The 16,701-nt window shown below is 66.5% G+C and carries 12 protein-coding genes; 9 read left to right on the forward strand and 3 right to left on the reverse strand.

Annotation, left to right across the window (positions count from 1 at the left end):
- Window positions 1–56: 56 nt before the first annotated feature.
- The gene (locus JW876_05975) at window positions 57–2,183 is read right to left on the reverse strand and encodes a VCBS repeat-containing protein (protein ID MBN1885052.1); all 2,127 of its coding nucleotides are present in this window, start codon (window positions 2,181–2,183) and stop codon (window positions 57–59) included.
- Window positions 2,184–2,459: 276 nt separating this feature from the next.
- On the opposite strand from JW876_05975, the gene hydF reads away from it, so the two are divergent.
- From hydF to hydG, 9 genes are all read left to right on the forward strand, one after another.
- A complete protein-coding gene (gene hydF, locus JW876_05980; protein MBN1885053.1) occupies window positions 2,460–3,686 on the forward strand; it encodes a [FeFe] hydrogenase H-cluster maturation GTPase HydF in 1,227 nt (408 codons plus the stop codon).
- Window positions 3,649–5,010 carry a sigma-54-dependent Fis family transcriptional regulator gene (locus JW876_05985; protein MBN1885054.1) on the forward strand — a complete coding sequence of 454 codons (1,362 nt, stop codon included), beginning with the start codon at window positions 3,649–3,651 and terminating at the stop codon, window positions 5,008–5,010. Before hydF ends, JW876_05985 begins: the two co-directional genes overlap by 38 nt.
- 299 nt (window positions 5,011–5,309) lie before the next feature.
- The gene (locus JW876_05990) at window positions 5,310–5,795 is read left to right on the forward strand and encodes an NAD(P)H-dependent oxidoreductase subunit E (protein MBN1885055.1); all 486 of its coding nucleotides are present in this window, start codon (window positions 5,310–5,312) and stop codon (window positions 5,793–5,795) included.
- Window positions 5,792–7,738, forward strand: a complete 1,947-nt coding sequence (locus JW876_05995) for a 4Fe-4S binding protein (GenBank protein ID MBN1885056.1) — start codon at window positions 5,792–5,794, stop codon at window positions 7,736–7,738. The genes JW876_05990 and JW876_05995 overlap by 4 nt, the downstream gene beginning before the upstream one ends.
- 16 nt (window positions 7,739–7,754) lie before the next feature.
- Window positions 7,755–9,464 carry an iron hydrogenase small subunit gene (locus JW876_06000; protein MBN1885057.1) on the forward strand — a complete coding sequence of 570 codons (1,710 nt, stop codon included), beginning with the start codon at window positions 7,755–7,757 and terminating at the stop codon, window positions 9,462–9,464.
- 13 nt (window positions 9,465–9,477) lie between these two features.
- Window positions 9,478–11,496, forward strand: a complete 2,019-nt coding sequence (locus JW876_06005; protein MBN1885058.1) for a histidine kinase — start codon at window positions 9,478–9,480, stop codon at window positions 11,494–11,496.
- Between the two features lie 118 nt (window positions 11,497–11,614).
- Window positions 11,615–12,016 carry a response regulator transcription factor gene (locus JW876_06010; protein ID MBN1885059.1) on the forward strand — a complete coding sequence of 134 codons (402 nt, stop codon included), beginning with the start codon at window positions 11,615–11,617 and terminating at the stop codon, window positions 12,014–12,016.
- Window positions 12,000–13,520 (forward strand): response regulator, encoded by a 1,521-nt coding sequence (locus JW876_06015; GenBank protein MBN1885060.1) that lies wholly within the window; start codon window positions 12,000–12,002, stop codon window positions 13,518–13,520. Before JW876_06010 ends, JW876_06015 begins: the two co-directional genes overlap by 17 nt.
- A gap of 25 nt (window positions 13,521–13,545) precedes the next feature.
- Window positions 13,546–14,949, forward strand: coding sequence for a [FeFe] hydrogenase H-cluster radical SAM maturase HydG (gene hydG, locus JW876_06020; GenBank protein ID MBN1885061.1), 1,404 nt, complete (start codon window positions 13,546–13,548; stop codon window positions 14,947–14,949).
- Here the strand turns inward: hydG and hydE are convergent.
- Both hydE and JW876_06030 read right to left on the reverse strand, forming a co-directional pair.
- On the reverse strand, window positions 14,946–15,932 hold the full coding sequence (gene hydE / locus JW876_06025) for a [FeFe] hydrogenase H-cluster radical SAM maturase HydE (protein MBN1885062.1): 987 nt from the start codon (window positions 15,930–15,932) through the stop codon (window positions 14,946–14,948). The genes hydG and hydE overlap by 4 nt on opposite strands.
- 114 nt (window positions 15,933–16,046) lie before the next feature.
- Window positions 16,047–16,700, reverse strand: coding sequence for a flavin reductase family protein (locus JW876_06030; GenBank protein ID MBN1885063.1), 654 nt, complete (start codon window positions 16,698–16,700; stop codon window positions 16,047–16,049).
- Window position 16,701: the final 1 nt, after the last annotated feature.

The raw sequence follows: 16,701 nt of genomic DNA on the forward strand, positions 1-16,701 counted from the left end.
CGGCGAATATCGCTTGCTGCTCACGGACTCCCTCCTTTAGGCTCAATTGTAACCTATCAGGTGTCTAGCAAACCAGGGGAAGTCCAGTCCGAGTTACGATTCGCAATGGCAAGATCGCTATCACCGTCACCATCTAGATCATCGCTTGAGACCGAGTAAGGCACGTCGCACGCGCTATAGTGGGAAAAAAAAGTGAATGTACCATCTCCAACACCTAATAGAACCGAGATATTGTCAGAAGTCCAGTTAGCTGTCACTATATCCAGATTTCCGTCATTGTCCAGATAGCTACAATTAAGCGAGATAGGTTTTGTTCCAACATTATAATTTATTGCGGGGTTGAATGTACCATTTCCGTTTCCTCGCAGAACAGAGACATTGTCAGAATCCATGTTAGCCACTACAAGATCTACGTTTCCATCTTTGTCCAAATCGGCGCTAATCAGAGATCTCGGATTGGCGCCGGCTCCCAGGAAGTATGCCGCCAAGAAAGTACCATCACCGTTGCCAATGAATATCGACACATTGTTCGATCCCGAATTTGCGACTGCGAGGTCCATATCCCCATCATTATTGAAATCATCGCTGACTATCGAGTTGGGGATATCCCCCGAAATGAGCAACCTGGAAATAAAAAATGTTCCATCTCCATTTCCTGATAGGATTGTAACCCTGTCGTTCTGGCAAGCTACTGCCAGGTCTTCTTTCCCATCGCTGTTGAAGTCTCCGTTTGCGATAGAGATCGGAGCGGCCCACACGCTGAAATTAGTCGCGGCCGAGAATGTTCCGTCACCGTATCCCAAAAGAATAGAAACTTGATCGGCAACATCATTCGCAGTTACAAGATCCTTGTCCCCGTCATTATTGAGATCCACACTGATGAGTGCGACCGGCGAAGTGCCTATGCTAAAAGTCGTGATTTCGGAAAAGGTACCATCGCCATTTCCAAGCCTCACTCCAACACTATTAGAAAAATAGCTATTGGTCACAAGATCCTGGATTCCGTCATTATTGAGATCGTCGAGGACTATAGCCCATGGCATATTTCCCGCTTCTAGCAATCTGGCGGAAATGAATGTGCCATCGCCCTGATTCATGAGAAATGAAACTTCATCTTCATCGGCGACTATAATGTCCATATCTCCATCATTCTCCAGATCATAGCTGGTGACCGAACCGGGATTGTTTCCAACTACATAATCTTCCTTCTCACCAAATGTGCCATCACCGATACCCAAAAGAATCGAGATGTTGTAAGACAAGGCGTTACTTACCGCAAGATCCTGATTTCCGTCACCGTCAAAATCCTCACTAATAATCGAATTCGGGGTGTTGCCAACGATATATTCTACGGCTGATCCGAATGTTCCGTCTCCGTTTCCTAAAAGAACAGAGATGTTGTCGGAAGAACCATTTGATATCGAAAGATCCTGATCTCCGTCGCCATCGAAGTCGCTGCTCGCTATCGACCATGCTTGATATCCTGTAGCGTAGCTGCCCTCCGAGGCAAAAGTGCCATCTCCGTTGTTCAATAGTATAGAAGCGGATCCGCTATAACCGTTTGCCACGGAGAGATCGTTATCTCCATCTCCATCTAAGTCACTTATCGCCACTGAATAGCAAAGATCCCCGATTAAATAGTTTACCGCGCTTTCAAAAGTCCCGTCACCATTGCCCAACAGAACCGAAATGTTGTCTGAATAATCGTTTGCCACTACAAGGTCTTTATCGCCGTCTCCATCGAGATCATCACTATTTATTGCCCTGGGACTTTGACCCACGGCATAGTTTCCTGCAGAGGAAAAAGTCCCTCCTCCATCGTTTAATAGTATTGTGACGTTTTCCGACTCGTGATTGGCCACTGCGAGATCCTGATACCCATTACCGTTCAAATCCCTTGCGATTATCGATATTGGATTATCTCCTACGCTGTAATGGAATGGCATCGAATAGTATCCATCCTCTTCCCCGATAAGAATAGAAACGGTTCCCGCGTCTTCAGAAACAATACCGAAGTTTGCCACCGCAAGATCCGCAATCCCGTCCCCATTGAAATCCTCGATCGCGACTGATGCTGGCTTATTCCCAGTGATTATCGATGTCGCGCAATTGAAAAGTTGAGGTATTGCCGATGTTGTGACCGGCATAATTAATATCATTAAAACAATAAAGCATCTGCTCATACTGTTCCCCCTGCATGACTGTTTAGTGTAGCAAGCAATTTAAAACAGATAATCTTACAATCTTCAATAGAATTTTCATCCCGTAGTATGACAGAAATTACATCAAACACCTTTGCTTGCCGTTCCATCCCTGACCTGCCAGGTGACTAAATCCCTTTCGGGGCAATCGAGTAGGGTGTCAACGTTCCCTTCATTCCTTTCTTCTCTCCTTATGCCGCGGCAAATTGTCCCTTTTCCCTTGCCCGCGGGCGTAACCCGTCTATATTCTTGATTACGATGCTGAAGACACCGGCGAGCATAAAGCCTCATATCGTCCTGCTCGGGCGAACCAACGTCGGCAAATCGACGCTGATGAACGCCATCGCGCGGCAGCCGCTGGCGCTCACCTCGGATGTGCCCGGCACGACGACCGATCCGGTCCGCAAGTCCTACGAGCTTCTCCCTTTCGGCCCCGTCGTCTTCGTCGACACGGGCGGCCTCGACGACCCGAGCGTCCTCGGCGACCTGCGGGTGTCCCTCACCAAACGGGAGCTCCAGAAGGCCGACTTCGTGATCCTCGTCGTCCAGGCCGGCCTTTGGGGAGAGCCGGAGGAGCAGGCCCTCGCCACCCTCGAGGAAACGAACACCGGCCACCTCGTCGTCGTCAACAAGACCGACCTCGAGGCCGACTGGAAAGCCCCTCGGGAGGCGATCTACGTCTCGTCGACCGCCGACGAGGGGATCGAGGAGCTCCGCCTCGCCCTCATCGATCGTCTCGAGAAGACGGTGAAGCGCACGCCATCGGTCCTCGGCGACCTCATCGACATCGGCGATGCGGTCGTCCTCGTCTGCCCGATCGACACCGGCGCGCCGAAGGGGCGGTTGATCCTCCCCCAGGTGATGGCGATCCGCGACGTCCTGGACAACGACGCCGTCGCCGTCGTCATCAAGGAGGACCGCATCGCCGAAACGATCGCCGGCCTCGAGACCCCGCCGAGACTCCTCGTCTGCGACTCGCAGGTGATCGAGCTCGTCGCGCGGGAGACGCCCCCGCACGTGGCGGTGACAACCTTCTCGATCCTCTTCGCCCGCATGAAGGCCGATCTCGAGACCTTCGTGCGCGGGCTCTTCGCCATCGAGGAGATCCAGGACGGCGACAGGGTGCTCATCGCCGAGGCCTGCACGCACCACCCCCTCGAGGACGACATCGGCACGATCAAGATCCCGCGCTGGATGCGCGCCTACACCGGCAAAAAGATCGAATTCGTCAAGTCCTGCGGCAAGGACTACCCCGGGGACCTCGAGCAGTTCAGGATGATCGTCCACTGCGGGGGCTGCATGCTCACAGCCCGCCACGTCGAGGTCCGCGTCGAGGAAGCCACGAAGCGCGGCGTGCCGATCACGAACTACGGCCTCGCCATCTCGTACCTCACCGGCGTGCTCGAACGCGCCCTCGACCCCTTCCCCGAGCTCCGGAGGCTCGTCCATGAACACCGCGCCGCTGCGCGTCGCGATCGTCGATGACAACGCCGAGTTCCGCGGCGTCATGGTCAAGGCGATGCGGAAACAGGGCTTCGCCGTCGAGGAATACGACGCCGGCGAGCCCTTCGTCGAGGGCTTCGCGCCGGGGCGTCTCGATCTCATCCTCGTCGACCTCGTGATGCCGGGGATCGACGGGATCGAGGTCATCCGGCGCGTCAAGAAGAACGACCCCACCGTCGTCGCCATCGTCGTCTCCGCCCACGGCTCGGCCGAGACGATCGTCGAGGCGATCAAGGAGGGGGCCTTCGACTTCCTCACGAAGCCCTTCCGGCTCGACGAGCTGCGCGTCCTCCTCGAGAAGGCCCTGCGGCAGGTCGAGCGCAACCGGGAGCTCGCCTCGATCCGCGGCGACCTCTCCCGCGACCGCTTCTGCGGCATGATCGGCCGCTCCGCGGCGATGCGCCGCGTCTTCGAGCTGACCGACCGGATCGCCCGCCGCGACGTGACCGTCCTCGTCACCGGCGCCTCGGGCACGGGGAAGGAGCTCCTCGCCCGTGCGATCCACAACCTCTCCCCGCGGCGCACCGGCCCGTTCATGGCCGTCAACTGCGGCGCGATCCCCGACACCCTCATCGATGCCGAGCTCTTCGGCCACGAGAAGGGCTCCTTCACCGGGGCGAACGCCTCCCGCGAGGGGATCATCCGGGCGGCCGACGGCGGCACCCTCTTCCTCGACGAGATCGGCGACCTGCCCCTGCCCACCCAGCTCCGGCTGCTCCGCTTCCTCCAGGAGAAGGAGATCCGCCCGGTCGGCTCCGACACGACGCACACCGTCGACGTCCGCGTCGTCTCGGCCACCAACCGCGACCTCGAGGACATGGTCCGCCGCGAGCGCTTCCGCGACGACCTCTTCTACCGCCTCAGCGTCGTGCCGGTCCAGGTCCCCACGCTCGCCGCGCGCCGCGACGACATCCCGCTCCTCGTCACCTACTTCGTTGAGAAGGCGGGGAAGAAGTACCGGATCGCGCCGCCGCGGATCGAGGGGGCCGCGATGGATCAGCTCATCGTCTACGACTGGCCCGGCAACGTCCGCGAGCTGGAGAACGTGATGGAGCGGCTCGTCATCCTCGCCACGGGCGGCATCATCCGCGCCCGCGACCTCCCGCGCCAGATCGCCTCGCACGAGGCGACCCTCGCGGGGATCGACCTGCCCGCCGGCCTCACCCTCGACGAGCTCGAGCGGCGCTACATCGAACGGACGATCGAGGAGGCCGGCGGCAACCGCACGCGCGCCGCCGAGATCCTCGGCATCGACCGCCGGACGATCCAGCGCAAGCTCCGCGCCTGGGACGACGACGAGGCATGACGCCCCGCCGCCGTCCGCTGCCGCGCCCCCGCGACGACCGAACTCACAGCCTGACAACAGGATAACCCACTCCCGCGCGCCTGGCCTCATATCTCGTTATATTGCAAGGCGTTACGATTGGCACCATCGTTGCAGTCTCCCCATGCGGAGGCTGAACAGGATGACGCGAAACAACGACAACAGAATACAGGGATTCGAGTTACAGGGTACGGGGGCCGGCGGGGGACTGCGACGGAATGTCCCGGACCGGCCGACGGGGTGCGGCAATCCGCCGCGCCGTCACGGGAAGTGAGGTGACCATGCATCCGGAAGCCGCAAGCGCACGAGAAATCACCGGGATCATCGGCGAGGTCCCCCGCGGGCGCCACGATCTCGTCATCCCGACGCTCCAGCGCGTCCAGGCGACGCTCGGGTACATCCCCGAGCAGGTCGTCTTCGACCTCGCCGAGCAGGTCGGCACGACGCCGGCCGCCGTCTTCGGCGTCGCCACCTTCTACAACCAGTTCCGCCTGACCGCCCCCGGCGAGCACACGATCCGCGTCTGCCGCGGGACGGCCTGCCACGTGAAGGGCAGCGCCAGGATACTCGACACGATCTGCCGCGCGCTCGGCGTCGCATCGGGCGAGACGACACGCGACGGGCTCTTCACCGTCGAGGAGGTCGCCTGCCTCGGCTCCTGCTCGATCGCGCCGGCCGTGATGATCGACGACCGCTTCTACGGGCACGTGACGGCCGAGGGGCTCGTCGAGCTCGCCGAGGCGATCTCGCGCGGAGGTGACGCATGACCGGCGAACTGTACAGGCGCTGGGAGGAAGCGGGCCGGCCGGGGCATTTCCTCGCGTGGGCCTTCGGGAACAACGACGACGCGGCGGAGACGATCCGCCTGCTCAGGCGCGAGACGATCGAGCGCCCGCAGGTCTTCGTGGGCACGGGCACCTGCGGCCTCGCCTCCGGCGCCGCCGACGTCCTCGCCGCCTTCAGCGAGGCGGCCGCCGCCGGCACCATCGACGCCGACATCCACGAGGCCGGCTGCCTCGGCTTCTGCCGCATGGAGCCCCTCGTCGAGATCCAGCTTCCCGGCGGACCGGGCGTCCTCTACGGCGAGGTCACCCCGGCCGAGGTCCCGGCCATCGCCAACACGGTCCTCGCCGGCGGCCGGCACGACGCGGCCCGGGCCCTCCTCCGCTTCGACGACGGCCCGCCGATCGACGGCATCGATGCCGTCGCCGACCACCCCTTCTTCAGGCCCCAGCGCCGCATCGTGCTCTCGCGCGTCGGGCGCTTCGATCCGGACGACCTCTCCGCCGCCATCGCGCGGGAGGATTACCGCGGCCTGCTCGAGGCGCTGACCGCGAAGACGCCCGGGGAGACGGTCGCCACGATCGAGGCTTCCGGGCTCCGCGGCCGCGGCGGGGGCGGCTTCCCCACGGGCACGAAGTGGAAGCTCGCCGCCCGCGAGCAGTCCGACCGCAAGTACGTCGTCATGAACGCCGACGAGGGCGATCCCGGCGCGTTCATGGACCGCTCGGTCCTCGAGAGCGATCCGCACGCGGCGATCGAGGGGATGGCCCTCTGCGGCTACGCGATCGGCGCCGCCGAGGGGTACATCTACTGCCGCGCCGAGTACCCGCTCGCCATCCGGCGGCTCGAGACCGCCATCGCCGACGCGCGCGAGGCGGGGATCCTCGGCGAGAACATCCTCGGCACCGGCTTCTCCTTCGACATCCGGATCAAGATGGGCGCCGGCGCCTTCGTCTGCGGCGAGGAGACGGCGCTCCTCGCCTCGATCGAGGGCAAGCGCGGCATGCCCCGCCCCCGCCCCCCCTATCCGGCCCAATCGGGGCTGTTCGGCCGTCCGACCGTCATCAACAACGTCGAATCCATGGCCAACATCGGCTGGATCGTGTCGAACGGCCCCGAGGCCTTCCGCGCCGTCGGGACGCCGGGCTCGCCCGGCACGAAGGTCTTCGCCCTCTCGGGCAAGCTCGAGCGGAGCGGCCTCGCCGAGGTTCCGATGGGGATCTCGATCGGCGAGATCGTCGAGGGGATCGGCGGCGGGAGCGAGACGGGGCTTGCCCTCAAGGCCGTGCAGATCGGCGGCCCGTCGGGGGCCTGCGTCCCCGTCGACCTCTGGCACACCGCGGTCGACTACGACGAGCTCAAGCGGATCGGCGCCATGATGGGCTCGGGCGGACTCGTCGTGATGGACGAGGGGACCTGCATGGTCGACGTGGCGCGCTTCTTCCTCGACTTCACCACGAAGGAATCCTGCGGCAAGTGCACCCCCTGCCGCGAGGGGACGCGGCGGATGCGCCACATCCTCGAGCAGCTCACCACCCGGTGGGGCGATCCCGACGAGGGTGGCGCGCTCGCCCGCTTCTCCGGGCTCATCGAGCTCGAGCGCGTCGCCCGCGACGTGCAGAAGACGGCCCTCTGCGGGCTCGGGCAGACGGCGCCCAACCCGGTGCTCTCCACCCTGAAGTTCTTCCGCGGCGAGTACGAGGCGCACCTCTACGACCGCCGCTGCCCCGCGGGGGTCTGCACGGCCCTCAGGGAGTACGCGATCGACCCTGAGGCCTGCGTCGGCTGCGGCCGCTGCAAGAAGCTCTGCCCGGCGAACGCGATCGTCGGGTCGCCGAAGAAGACGCACTACATCGTCGAGGAGAAATGCATCGGCTGCGGCTCCTGCGCGGACACCTGCACGTTCGATGCGGTGACGGTCTCGTAGAAAGGCGGAGGACGCGATGTCAGTGAATCTCACCGTGAACGGAACGAAGACGAGGGCGGCTCGGGGCGAGACGATCCTCTCGGTCGCCAGGCGCCTCGGGATCGAGATCCCCACCCTCTGCCACATCGACGGCCTCGAGCCGAACGGCGCCTGCCGGATCTGCGTCGTCGACGTCGGCGGCCGGCTCGTCCCCTCCTGCTCCACACCGGTCGCCGAGGGGATGGAGGTGACGACGAACTCCACGGCCGTGCTCCGGGCCAGGAAGACGATCGTCGAGCTCCTCCTCGCCGCCCACCCGAGCGAGTGCACGACCTGCTTCAAGTCGGACAGCTGCGAGCTGGCGCGCCTCGCCCGCGAGTACTCGATCGAGCGGATCAAGGTGCCGAGGGGATACGCGCGGCGCCTCCCCGACTCCTCCAACGCGGCGATCGTCCGCGAGCCGGAGAAATGCATCCTCTGCGGCAAGTGCGTGCGCGTCTGCAACGAGATCCAGGGGGTCGGCGCGATCGACTTCGCCCGGCGCGGGGCCGACACGACGGTCCAGCCGGTCTTCGGGCGCGCCCTCGGGCTGACCCAGTGCACCTTCTGCGGCCAGTGCATCAACGCCTGCCCCACCGGGGCCCTCCACGAGGCCTCGCACATCGACCGGGTCCTCGCCGCCCTCGCCGACCCCGCCGTCACGACCGTCGTCCAGGTGGCGCCGGCGATCCGCGTGTCGATCGGCGAGCTCTTCGACATGGCCCCGGGCTCGGTCGTCACCGGCAAGCTCGCCGCCGCGCTCCGCCGCGTCGGGTTCGACCGGGTCGTCGACACCGATTTCGCCGCCGACCTCACGATCATGGAGGAGGGCTCGGAGTTCGTGAAGCGCCTCCGCGAGGGCGGCCCCCTGCCCCTCCTCACGAGCTGCTCGCCGGGATGGGTGAAGTTCATGGAGCACAACTGGCCCGAGCTCCTGCCGAACCTCTCCACGTGCAAGTCGCCGCACGAGATGCTGGGCGCCGTCGTGAAGGGCTGCTGGGCGCCCGAGGCGGGCATCGATCCCGCGACGGTCTTCGTCGTCTCCGTGATGCCCTGCACGGCGAAGAAGTACGAGGCGGGCCGGCCAGAGCTGGGCGACGGGGGGATCGGCGACGTCGACGCCGTCCTCACGACGCGCGAGGCGGGACGCCTCCTCCGGCTCTTCGGCATCGATCTCGCCGCGATGCCCGAGGAGGATTTCGACCACCCCCTCGGCGCCTCGACCGGCGCGGCGGCGATCTTCGGCCGCTCGGGTGGCGTCCTCGAGGCGGCGCTGCGCACCGTCCACCAGCTGTTGACCGGCGAGGAACTCGCCTCCCTCGATTTCGAGACCGGCGGCCCCGGGATCCGCGAGACGACGGTCGACGTCGCCGGCTCGCGCGTGAGGGTGGCGACGGCCTCGGGGCTGGCCGCCGCGCGCGCGCTCGTCGAACGGGTCCGCGCCGGGGAGACCTTCCACATGATCGAGATCATGGCCTGCCCGGGCGGGTGCATCAACGGCGGCGGGCAGCCCTACGCCGACGCCGAGACGGCCCGGCTGCGCAGGAGCGCCCTCAACGTGGTCGACCGGAGCATGCCGGTCAGGCGCAGCCACCTGAATCCCGAGATCGCGGCGCTCTACCGGAACGTCCTCGGCAGGCCGCTCTCGGAGAAGAGCCACGAGCTGCTGCACACGACCTACACGGAGCGAACGCTCTTCAACGCGTGAGGAGGCCGGGGCGATGAAAGGCGTCGTACACACGATCGGCGAGAGATGCAAGCGGTGCTTCACCTGCGTCAGGGAGTGCCCGGCGCACGCCGTGCGCATCTCCGGCGGCCAGGCGGTGGTCCTCGAGGACCGTTGCCTGTCCTGCGGCCACTGCGTGAGCGTCTGCAGCCAGGGAGCCAAATCGGTCGAGGACGGCACCGCCCCGACGGCGGCCATGCTCGCCGACCCCGAGACGAAAACGATCGCGATCCTCGCCCCCTCCTTCCCCTCCTACGTCGATTGCGATCCCCCCGACCGTCTCGTCGGCGCGCTCCGCGCGCTCGGATTCGACGAGGTGATGGAGGTCGCCTTCGGAGCCGACATGGTCGCGGCCGAGTACGGGCGGATCTACGAGTCGTCCACGGGATCGCAGATCACCACCCCCTGCCCCTCGATCTACTTCTACGTGTGCAAGTACATGCCCGATCTCATCCCGCGGCTCTCGCCGGTCGTCTCGCCGATGATCGCCATGGCGCGCCTCATCAAGTGGCGCCTCGATCCGGAGGCCAGGGTCGTCTTCATCGGCCCCTGCGTCGCCAAGAAGTCGGAGGCGGAGGATCCCTCGGTGGCGGGCGTCGTCGACGCGGTGCTCACCTTCCGCGAGCTGCGCGGCATGTTCGCCGACCGGGGCATCGACCCGGTGGCCTGCGAGCCGGCCGCGTTCGACGGCCCGGCGGCGTGGCGCGGGCGCCTCTTCCCCGTCTCGGGGGGGCTTCTCGTCTCCGCGGGGGTCGCCCGCGACCTCGAGGAGAACGAGGTGATCGTGGCCGAGGGGAAGAACCGGGCGATCCCGCTCCTCAAGAGCCTCGGCGAGGGCGTGATCGAACCGCGCTTCCTCGACATCCTCTTCTGCGAGGGCTGCGTGAACGGCCCCTTCTGCCGCGACCGCGAGGATATCTTCAGGAACCGCGACAGCGTGCTGCGGTACTACCGCGAACACCGCGAACGCTTCGACGAGGACGCGTGGCGGCGGAACATGGCCGCGACCGCCGGCATCGACCTCGGCCGCTCTTTCGTGGCCGACACGCGCCGGCTGCCGATGCCCTCCGAGGAGCAGATCAACGAGCAGCTGCGGCGCATGGGCAAGACGGGACCGAAGGACGAGCTGAACTGCGGGGCCTGCGGCTACCGTTCCTGCCGCGAGCACGCCATCGACGTCCTCCGCGGGCTCGCCGAATCGGAGATGTGCCTCCCCTACACGGTCGACCAGCTCGAGTCGACCCTCGGGCAGCTCGAGGAGAGCAACCGGCGGTTCCGCGACGCGCAGCAGCAGCTCATCCAGAACGAGAAGATGGCCGCGATGGGCCAGCTCGCCGCGGGCGTCGCGCACGAGGTGAACAACCCGCTCGGCACGGTCCTGCTCTACTCGCACATGATCCTCGAATCCCTCGAGGGGGAGGATCCCAACCGCGAGGACCTCTCGATCATCGTCCGCGAGACGGAGCGCTGCCGGCGGATCGTGGCCGACCTCCTCGATTTCGCCAGGCAGAACAAGCTCGTCCTCTCCAACGTCGACCTCGAGAGCTTCCTCCGGGATACGATCGAGCCGTCAGTGCGCGCGCCGGAGAACGCCGCCGTCCGGTTCGATTTCGAGACCGCCCCGATCCCGGAGATCGCCGTCGACGCCGACCAGGTCCGCCAGGTCGTCCTCAACGTCGTCCAGAACGCCCTCGAGGCGATGGAACGGCGCGGCCGGATCGTCGTGCGGCTCTACCGCTCCCCCGACGGCGACCGGGCGGTCATCGAGATCGTGGACGACGGGCCGGGGATCCCCGAGAACGCGCTTTCGAGGATCTTCACCCCGTTCTTCACGACGAAACCGATCGGCAAGGGCACCGGACTCGGCCTCGCGATCGCCTACGGGATCGTGAAGCTCCACCGCGGCGACATCGCCGCGCGGAACGGAAACGCCGGGGGCGCGACGCTCCGGGTGGAGATCCCCTACGGTCTCGGCGAGACGGCGGCCGGGGAGGACACCTTCAATGACGGCTAGAACGACGGAGAACGCAGCACGACGCACTGCTGAACCGATGGGGACCCGCGCGGCGACTCGGGCCGGATGCCGCGCCGGGTTCCCCCCCACAACGGACCCGGCCCGAAGGAGACCTGTCATGGCTAAGGTTCTGCTCGTCGACGACGATCCCGATTTCCGGGAAATGGGCACCGAAGTCCTCTCGGCGGCCGGCCACGAGGTCGTGACCGCGGCGTCCGGCAAGGAAGGATTCGAGGCGGCGCTCCGGGAGACGCCCGACGCGGCCGTCATCGACCTGATGATGGAGACGGTCGACGCCGGCGCCGTGCTCTGCCGCAAGCTGAAGAACGACGACCGGACGAAGTCGATCCCCCTGCTGATGCTCACCGCCGTCACCGAGGCCACCGGCTTCAAGTTCGGCATCGACACCGAGGGGGAACGGGACTGGATCCTCGCCGACGAGTACGTCGACAAGCCGATCCCCTTCCCGGAACTCGTCAAGCGCGTCGGCAACCTCCTGGGCAATGCAGCGCGCAGCTGAGCATACGAGGGCCGTCCGCATCCTCGTCGTCGACGACGAATGGGGGATGCGGACCGGCGCGAAGCGGATCCTCGAGCGGGAAGGCTACGAGGTGGAGACGGCCGGGGACGGCGCCGGCGCCATCGCGCTGGCCACGCCGGCGCCGTTCGACGTCTGTCTCGTCGATCTCAAGCTCCCCGACGTCGACGGCCTCACCCTGCTCAAGGAGTTCCACGGGATCGACGCGAGCACGGTCTGCATCGTGATCACGGCCTACGCGAGCCTCGAGACGGCGATCGAGGCGACGAGGCGGGGCGCGTGGGACTTCCTGCCGAAGCCCTTCACCCCGCAGGCGCTGCGGGCCGTCGTGGCCCGCGCCGCCGAGCGGCGTCTCCTCCTCGAGGAGGCCGACCGCCTGCGCCGCGAGCGCGAGGAGCGGCTGCTCGAGCTGGCCGGCGAGCGCAGCCGGACGAGCACGATCCTCTCCAACCTCACGACGGGCGTCGTCGTCGTCAACGAGGCGGGCGAGCTCGCCCTCTTCAACACGGCCGCCCTGAGCCTGCTCGCCGAGCCCGCGCTCGAGACGGGCGCGGGCTTCCTCGCCCAGCTGCCGGCCGGGGAGCTGCGCGAGGCGATCGCGCGGCTCCTCGACGGAACGATCGAGGAGGCGATCCACACGACGATCGAGGCCCCCGGCGTCGCCGAGGGGCAGACGCTCTCGGTGACCGCCGCCCCGGTCCCGGGGCCGAGGGGGGGCATCTCGGGGCGGACGATCAGCATCAGGGACGTCACCGACCGGGCCGAGCTCGACCGGGCGAAGTCGAACTTCGTCCGGATCGTCTCCCACGAGGTCAAGGCGCCCGTCGGCGCGGTCATCGGGTTCATCGACATGATCCTCGAGGGCTACGCCGCCGACCCGGAAAAGCAGCGCGAGTACCTCGCGCGGGCACGCGGCCGCCTCGAGGGGCTCGTGACGATGGTCAAGGACCTTCTGGCGATGACCCGCCAGGAGACCCGGGGGGCCGGGCGGAGCTTCGAGCCGGTCGACCTGGTCGGACTCGTCCGGGAGACGGTCGCCTCGCTCGAGCCGGACTGGCGGGCGCGATCGATCGCCGTCGAGGTGGCCGGCGACGGGGCGCCCCCCGTCGTCGGGGACGAGCCGGGGCTCGGGCAGGTGTTCACCAATCTCCTCTCGAACGCCATCAAGTACAACCGCCCCGGCGGCCGCGTCACGGTCTCGATGCGCGAATCGGGGGCCGGGGTGGAGACGACCGTGACCGACACGGGCGTCGGCATGGATCGGGAATCGCTTGCGCGCATCTGGGAACCCTTTTATCGTATCAAGTCGGCCGAGACGAAGGACGTCCCCGGAACGGGGCTCGGACTCTCCATCGTGCGTGCGATCGTCGAGACGCACAAGGGCCGCATCGAAGTCACATCGTCACCCGGCGAAGGCACCACGTTCACCCTGTGGTTGCCGCGCGCGCCCGGCGGGGCGGACGGGGGACCGGAGAACGCCGCGTAAAGCGGCGTGGGGAGGTGGATCGCCGATGACCGGGTTCATCGACGTCGAACGGATCGAGTCGCTGCTCGCCGAGGGACGGCGTGCCGACCGGCAGACGGTCGAGGACGTGATCGAGCGCGCGGCCGAGAAGGAGGGGCTGACTCCCACGGAGACGGCAGTCCTGCTCGGCTGCGAGGACACCGAGCTCTGGGAAGAGATCTACGCCCTCGCCCGGAAGATCAAGGAAGACATCTACGGGCGGCGGATCGTGCTCTTCGCCCCCCTCTACGTCTCGAACCTCTGCCAGAACGACTGCCTGTACTGCGCCTTCCGGCGGAGCAACGAGGAGTGCGCGCGCATCGCCCTCGGCCCCGAGGAGGTCGCCCGCGAGGTGCGCGCCCTCGAGAGCGTCGGGCACAAGCGGCTGCTCATGGTCTACGGCGAGCATCCCGCCTACGGCGTCGACTACATGGTCCAGACGATCCGCGCGGCCTACGAGACCCGCACCCCGGACCGCCACGGGGAGATCCGCCGGATCAACGTGAACGCCGCCCCCCTGAGCGTCGAGGACTACCGGCGGCTCAAGGAGGCCGAGATCGGCACCTTCCAGGTCTTCCAGGAGACCTACCACCCGGGCCGATACCGCGAGGTGCACCCGCCCAACACCCGCAAGGGGGATTTCGAGTGGCGGCTCTACGCGCTCCACCGCGCGCAGGAGGCCGGACTCGACGACGTCGCCGTCGGCGCCCTCTTCGGTCTCTACGACTGGCGCTTCGAGGTGATGGGCCTTCTCATGCACGCGCTCGACATGGAGCGCGTCTTCGGCGTCGGGCCGCACACGATCTCCTTCCCGCGGCTCGAGCCGGCGATCAACACGCCCTTCACCGGCTACTCGCGCTGGAAGACCTCCGACGAGGAGTTCAAGCGGCTCGTGGCCGTCTTGCGGCTCATGGTCCCCTACACCGGCCTGATCCTCACCGCGCGCGAGCGCCCCGAGCTCCGGCGCGAGTACATCCGCCTCGGCGTCTCGCAGATCGACGGCGGCACGCGGATCGACATCGGCGGCTACGGCAAGGGCCCCGCGACGGTCGAGACGGAGAAGGAGAAGCAGCAGTTCGAGATCTTCGACAACCGCTCGCTCGACGAGGTCGTGCTGGAGCTGGCGAAGACGGGCTACGTCCCCTCCTTCTGCACGGCATGCTACCGTTCGGCCCGCACCGGCGAGACCTTCATGGAATTCGCCAAGCACGGCGACATCAAGAACATGTGCCTGCCGAACGCGATTTTGACCTTCAAGGAGTATCTCGAGGACTTCGCGTCGCCCGCAACGCGCCTCGTGGGCACGAAGCTCATCGAGGAACTGCTCAGGGGCACGGAGAACGGTCCGCGCTCGGCGCTGGAGAAGAAGATCGGCCGCATCGAGCGCGGCGAGCGCGACGTGTACTGCTAGCGGCGCCTGATCCCCCCGCCGCGCCCGCGGCCGACCGAGAGCCCCAGCTCGTCGAGGGTCGCCGCGGTGCATTCGCGGCACGACTCGGTCGAGCCGCAGGCGGCCCGCTCGTAGATCTCGTACGCGGCCGCCGCCTCGCGCGGCGTGTAGTCGATCATGATGACGTTCGCCCCCGATCGCATCGCCCGCGCGCGGGCCTGCCGCCCGTAGACGCACATCGCCGTCGTCGAGGGCATGTGCGCCCCGGGTGCGACGAGCCGCCCGAGGGCGAGGACGCGCAGGACACGGTCGATGGGGGGCGGATCGAGATCGCCGAGGGGGGTTCCCGCCGCGGGGATCAGCGGCGAGACCGAGATCATGTCGTAGGGCGTTCGCGCCCAGTCGAGGATGTCGGCGGCGAGATGCTCCGCCGTCTGCCCGGGAAGCCCCACGATGTTCCCGCTCCCCGTCTCGTACCCGAGGGCGAGGAGGTCGTCGATGCAGCGGCGGCGGTTCTCCCAGCTCATCCCGGGGTGGAGCGTGCCGTAGAGCTCGCGGTCGGCCGCCTCGAGCTTGAGGAGATACCGGTCGGCGCCGGCCTCGCGCCACGCCCGGTAGACCTCCCGCGGCCATTCGCCCACCGAGAGGGTCACGGCGACGTCGAACCGCTCCTTGATCGCCGCGACCGTCTGTCCGAGGCCCTCGACGTCGAGACCGGGATGCTCCCCCGACTGCAGGACGATCGTGCGGAAGCCGTCCGCCGCGGCGCAACCGGCCCGTTCGATCACCGTCTCCCAGGAAAGGTCGTAGCGGCTGACGAGATCGTTGTCGCAGCGCAGCCCGCAGTAGGCGCAGCGGCCGACGCAGCGGTTGGAGAACTCGACGATCGCGCGGAGGTGGACGACGTCGCCGTGGACGCGGCGGCGCTCGCGGTCGGCGCGGGCGCAGAGTCCGGCGGTCGCCTCAGCGTCGTCCAGGAGCCTGATGATCTCGCGCTCGTCCATGGGGGGAATATAGCAGAATCGGCCCGCGCGGGCATGCCCCGTCTCGCGTTCCCCCCGCGCGGAATCAGCTCACGCGCCCCTCGCGGACGCCTTTCGCGGCCATCGCACGTCTTGTCAGCGCTCGATCGTCGCCTGCAGGTCGCCTATCGCGCCGAGCGAGCGACCCGTCGCCCAGAAATGCGGGTTTCCGGCGCAGAACGTGAAGGTGCCGAGCGCCGCCGGATCGACCCGTCCGTCCTTGCCCAGGATCTCCCGGTCCGCCCGGACGTCGAGTATCTCGCCGATGAACATCACGTGCGAGCCGGCCTCGACGGTCCTGACGACCCTGCATTCGATGACGAGCGGAAACTCGGCGATGACGGGCGCGTCGACCGAGTCCCCGCGGACGGCGGTGAGCCCGGTCGCCGCGAGCTTGTTTACGTCGCGCCCCGAGACCGTTCCGAAGAAGGCCGCGGCGGCGGCGTGGCGTTCGGCGGGCACGTTCACCGTGAAGGCGCCCCGCCGCACGATGTTGCCGTAGCTGTATCGCGACTCGCGGATCGAGACGGTCACGCAGGGGGGATCGGAAGCGCAGACGCCGGCCCACGAGGCCGTCATCATGTTGGCCCTGCCCGCGTCATCGTACGAGCCGATGATCCAGACGGGGGCGGGCGGCGCCAGGGGCCCGGCGCCGAGGGAGACCTTCTCCGCCCGGATAGCACCCGGCAGAAGAGTCGACGCCGCGAAGGCGGCTGCGAAAAGGGCTGTCAGGCATGGGCGCATGCGCATC

The organism is Candidatus Krumholzibacteriota bacterium, assembly GCA_016931295.1.
Lineage (GTDB): Bacteria > Krumholzibacteriota > Krumholzibacteriia > Krumholzibacteriales > Krumholzibacteriaceae > JAFGEZ01.

Bases quoted from the DNA above. Each gene is read 5' to 3' on its own strand.
- JW876_05995 (MBN1885056.1), top strand. From the start codon at position 5,792: ATGACCGGCGAACTGTACAGGCGCTGGGAGGAAGCGGGCCGGCCGGGG.
- hydE (MBN1885062.1), bottom strand. From the start codon at position 15,932: ATGGACGAGCGCGAGATCATCAGGCTCCTGGACGACGCTGAGGCGACC.
- JW876_06030 (MBN1885063.1), bottom strand. From the start codon at position 16,700: ATGCGCATGCGCCCATGCCTGACAGCCCTTTTCGCAGCCGCCTTCGCG.
- JW876_06005 (MBN1885058.1), top strand. From the start codon at position 9,478: ATGAAAGGCGTCGTACACACGATCGGCGAGAGATGCAAGCGGTGCTTC.
- hydG (MBN1885061.1), top strand. From the start codon at position 13,546: ATGACCGGGTTCATCGACGTCGAACGGATCGAGTCGCTGCTCGCCGAG.
- JW876_06015 (MBN1885060.1), top strand. From the start codon at position 12,000: ATGCAGCGCGCAGCTGAGCATACGAGGGCCGTCCGCATCCTCGTCGTC.
- JW876_05990 (MBN1885055.1), top strand. From the start codon at position 5,310: ATGCATCCGGAAGCCGCAAGCGCACGAGAAATCACCGGGATCATCGGC.
- JW876_06000 (MBN1885057.1), top strand. From the start codon at position 7,755: ATGTCAGTGAATCTCACCGTGAACGGAACGAAGACGAGGGCGGCTCGG.
- hydF (MBN1885053.1), top strand. From the start codon at position 2,460: ATGCTGAAGACACCGGCGAGCATAAAGCCTCATATCGTCCTGCTCGGG.
- JW876_05975 (MBN1885052.1), bottom strand. From the start codon at position 2,183: ATGAGCAGATGCTTTATTGTTTTAATGATATTAATTATGCCGGTCACA.
- JW876_05985 (MBN1885054.1), top strand. From the start codon at position 3,649: ATGAACACCGCGCCGCTGCGCGTCGCGATCGTCGATGACAACGCCGAG.
- JW876_06010 (MBN1885059.1), top strand. From the start codon at position 11,615: ATGGCTAAGGTTCTGCTCGTCGACGACGATCCCGATTTCCGGGAAATG.